This window comes from Streptomyces bobili, assembly GCF_002154575.1.
Lineage (GTDB): Bacteria > Actinomycetota > Actinomycetes > Streptomycetales > Streptomycetaceae > Streptomyces > Streptomyces bobili.
In genome coordinates, this window is sequence record NZ_MUBA01000357.1 from 1 (window position 1) to 3,244 (window position 3,244).

Here is a 3,244-nt window from a genome sequence, read left to right on the forward strand (position 1 = left end):
CCGCCCCTCCCCGGACCCGAGCTGGAGCAGTTCGGGGCCGTCGAGGGGAGTCTCGGGTCCGGGGAGGGGCGGCAGGAGGGCGGACATGAACTCAGCGTAAAGCACCGGGAATGAAACTGGACCGCGGTCCGGTTAAGGTGCTAGAACAGTGAAGCGGACCCCGGTCCGGTTCCTTACGACAATGTTCCAGCCTTTTGGGAGTGACCCATGTCTGTCCGCATCCTCGCGCTCGTCGGCAGCCTCCGCGCCGGTTCCACCAACCGTCAGCTCGCCGAGGCGGCCGTCAAGGTCGCTCCCGAGGGCTCTGAGGTCGCTCTGTTCGAAGGCCTTGCCGACATCCCGTTCTACAACGAGGACCTCGACGTCGAGGGCAGCGTGCCGGCCGCCGCCGCCAAGCTGCGTGAGGCCGCCCAGGCCGCCGACGCCTTCCTGCTCTTCTCCCCCGAGTACAACGGCACCATCCCCGCCGTCCTGAAGAACGCCATCGACTGGCTGTCCCGCCCGTACGGCGCCGGCGCCTTCGCCGGAAAGCCGGCCGCCGTGGTCGGCACCGCGTTCGGCCAGTTCGGCGGCGTGTGGGCGCAGGACGAGGCCCGCAAGGCCGTGGGCATCGCCGGCGCCAAGGTGATCGAGGACCTCAAGCTGTCCATCCCCGGCTCCCTGACCCGCTTCGCCGAGACCCACCCGGCGGACGACGCCGAGGTCGCCGCCCAGCTGACCGAGGTCGTGGCCCGTCTGCACGGCCACGCGGGCGAGACCGTCGCCGCCTGATCGCCCAGGCGACAGAGCGGCACAGCTGGAGCGAGAAGGGGCCCGGAGTGTTCTCCGGGCCCCTTCCGCCGCGGACTCAGTCCAGTTCCGCCAGCCGCTTCACCGCAGGTCCGACGAACCGCTCCAGCCATCCGGACGTCTCCCCCAGGCTCGGGGCGAGGATCACCGTGTCCACGCCGAGCTCCGTGTAGCCGGACACGTCCCGCAGGAAGGCGTCCAGATTCCCCTCGGTGGCCGCGTCGCCGGTGTAGGTGAGCGTCTTGAGGATCGTGCCGAAGTCGCGGTCCTCCGCGTCGCAGTGGCCGCGCAGGACCTCCAGCTTGTGGCGGACCTCCTCGGGCGAGGAGGCGAACAGGTTGCAGGCGTCGCCGTAGCGGGCGACCAGCCGCAGCGTCTTGCGCTCGCCCCCGCCGCCGATGAGGATCTCCGGGTGCGGCGTGCTGACCGGCGCCGGGACGCACAGGGTCTCGGCCAGCCGGTAGTGCTTGCCCTCGAAGGGCCCGTCCTCGGCCGGGTCCCACATCTGGCGGCAGATCCGCAGGGTCTCCTCCAGTCGCTCGAACCGCTCGGCGACCAGCGGGAACGGCACGCCCAGGCCCTCGTGCTCACGGTCGTACCAGGCCGCCCCGACACCCAGCCAGGCCCGGCCGCCGGACACCACGTCCAGCGTCGTGGCGATCTTGGCGAGCAGGCCGGGGTGCCGGTACGTCACCCCGGTCACCAGCGCGCCGAGACGGACCGTGGAAGTGTGCGCGGCGAGGAACGCCAGCGTGGTGTACGCCTCCAGCATGGGCTCCCCGGCGCCGCCGTTGAACTCCATCTGGAAGTAGTGGTCCATCACCGACAGCCGGCTCACCCCGGCCGCCTCGGCGGCGGCCCCGGCCGCGGCGAGTTCGGCGCCGAGCGCGGGCCCGCCCCCGGAGGTGCCGAACTGGTTGATGTGCACACCGACACGCATGTCCGTCTCCGTTCACCGGCCGTCCTCAGGAACCGTGACGACGCTAGGTGCTGGAGCGCTCTCGAAGTCAAGAAAAGACCCCGGAACACGCCGCATGTAAGAAGGCGGTTAACCCCGGCGACGAATGTCGTTCAACGGGGCGACCGCACCCCGCCATGTCTGATAGGGCTGACGGGATGCAGACTCTTTATCGACGACTCCTGCGGCTGATGCCCCGCATCGGCGTCCAGGTGACCGACATCGCCCCGGGGACGGCGCTGGTGTCCCGTTCCGCCGCCCCCCTGTCGGTCACCGGCGCCGGCAAGGGCACCTGGATCGTCCGGCGGAACAAGGGCGGCGCGGCCCCGGACCCGGGCGCCACCAGCGCCGTCCGGCTCGGCGAGACCGGTGCGGTGCTCCTCCTGGACACGACGGCCGGACAGGACGAACGCAAGCTGCAGCTCGCGGCGGCCGAATACCTGTGCACCCAGCACGTCGCCGCCATGCTCGCCCTGTACGAGGCGAACTGTGTCTTCGACGTCGGGGCCAACAGCGGCCAGTACGCCCGGCGGCTGCGCCGGCTCGGCTACGCAGGGCGGATCGTGTCGTTCGAGCCGACCTCGGAGACGTTCGCCAAGCTGGAGAAGGCCGCGGAGCGGGACCCCGACTGGCACGTGTACCGGTGCGGGCTGGGCCGGGAGGAGACGACCGCCGAGATCCACACCGGCTGGAAGACCATGAACTCGCTGCTGGGGCCCAGTGACTACGGCAAGGACCGCTACAGCCGGTTCCACACCTCCGATACCGAGGAGATCCGCATCCGCCGGCTCGACGAGGTCATGGACGAGGCGCTGGACGGCCTCGCCGATCCCCGCCCGTACCTGAAGATGGACACCCAGGGCTACGACCTGGAGGTGTTCGCCGGGGCCGGGAAGCGGGTCGAGGAGTTCGTCGGCATGCAGTCCGAGGTCGCCGTGCTGCGGCTGTACGAGGGCAGCCCGGGGATGGGCGAGGCCGTCGCGACGTACGAGGCGGCCGGGTTCGGCATCACCGGCATGTACCCGGTGACGCGCGAGGCGACCACCGGCCGGGTGATCGAGTTCGACTGCGTGCTGATGCGCGCGGACGCGGCGCCCACGCCGTAGCGGGCCGGGCCTGCGGCGGTACCCGCCGGACGGCGGGCAGGTTCCGCCGTCCGGCGGGGCTCCGCCCGGCGCGGGGGCGCCGAGGATGGCGGGACGAGCCGCCGCGTTCCCGCGTGAGGAGACACCATGACGACCGTCCCGCCGCCCTTCGACCCCGAACTCGCCGCCGCCCTGGAACTGATCAAGGACATGATCACTCCCGGTATGAGCGTGGAGGACATCGAGACCGTCCGGCGGTCCCCGGGCATCGCGCTGCTGGCCCAGGTGGACCTGACGGCCGGCGGCGCGTTCGAGGTCGAGGACCGGACCGTGCCCGGCGCCGAGGGCTCCCCCGAGATCTCGCTGCTGATCTGCCGGCCCACCGCCCCGGCCCCCGACCGGCCGTCAGGTC

3 protein-coding genes and 1 pseudogene are annotated in these 3,244 nt (G+C 71.5%); 3 read left to right on the forward strand and 1 reads right to left on the reverse strand.

Annotated features, from left to right (window positions below; genetic code table 11):
* Window positions 1-207: 207 nt before the first annotated feature.
* Window positions 208-771, forward strand: a complete 564-nt coding sequence (locus BZL64_RS26325) for an NAD(P)H-dependent oxidoreductase (protein WP_086771671.1) — start codon at window positions 208-210, stop codon at window positions 769-771.
* Between the two features lie 76 nt (window positions 772-847).
* Here BZL64_RS26325 and BZL64_RS26330 read toward each other — a convergent pair whose 3' ends face one another.
* Window positions 848-1,729, reverse strand: a complete 882-nt coding sequence (locus tag BZL64_RS26330; protein ID WP_086771672.1) for an LLM class F420-dependent oxidoreductase — start codon at window positions 1,727-1,729, stop codon at window positions 848-850.
* A gap of 176 nt (window positions 1,730-1,905) precedes the next feature.
* Here BZL64_RS26330 and BZL64_RS26335 point away from each other — a divergent pair, with 176 nt between their 5' ends.
* Both BZL64_RS26335 and BZL64_RS26340 read left to right on the forward strand, forming a co-directional pair.
* Window positions 1,906-2,853, forward strand: coding sequence for an FkbM family methyltransferase (locus BZL64_RS26335; protein ID WP_086771673.1), 948 nt, complete (start codon window positions 1,906-1,908; stop codon window positions 2,851-2,853).
* 126 nt (window positions 2,854-2,979) lie between these two features.
* Window positions 2,980-3,244: pseudogene (locus tag BZL64_RS26340) on the forward strand (alpha/beta hydrolase); the annotation flags it as partial.

Coding starts and splice junctions, on each gene's coding strand:
- BZL64_RS26325 (WP_086771671.1), top strand. CDS start 208: ATGTCTGTCCGCATCCTCGCGCTCGTCGGCAGCCTCCGCGCCGGTTCC.
- BZL64_RS26330 (WP_086771672.1), bottom strand. CDS start 1,729: ATGCGTGTCGGTGTGCACATCAACCAGTTCGGCACCTCCGGGGGCGGG.
- BZL64_RS26335 (WP_086771673.1), top strand. CDS start 1,906: ATGCAGACTCTTTATCGACGACTCCTGCGGCTGATGCCCCGCATCGGC.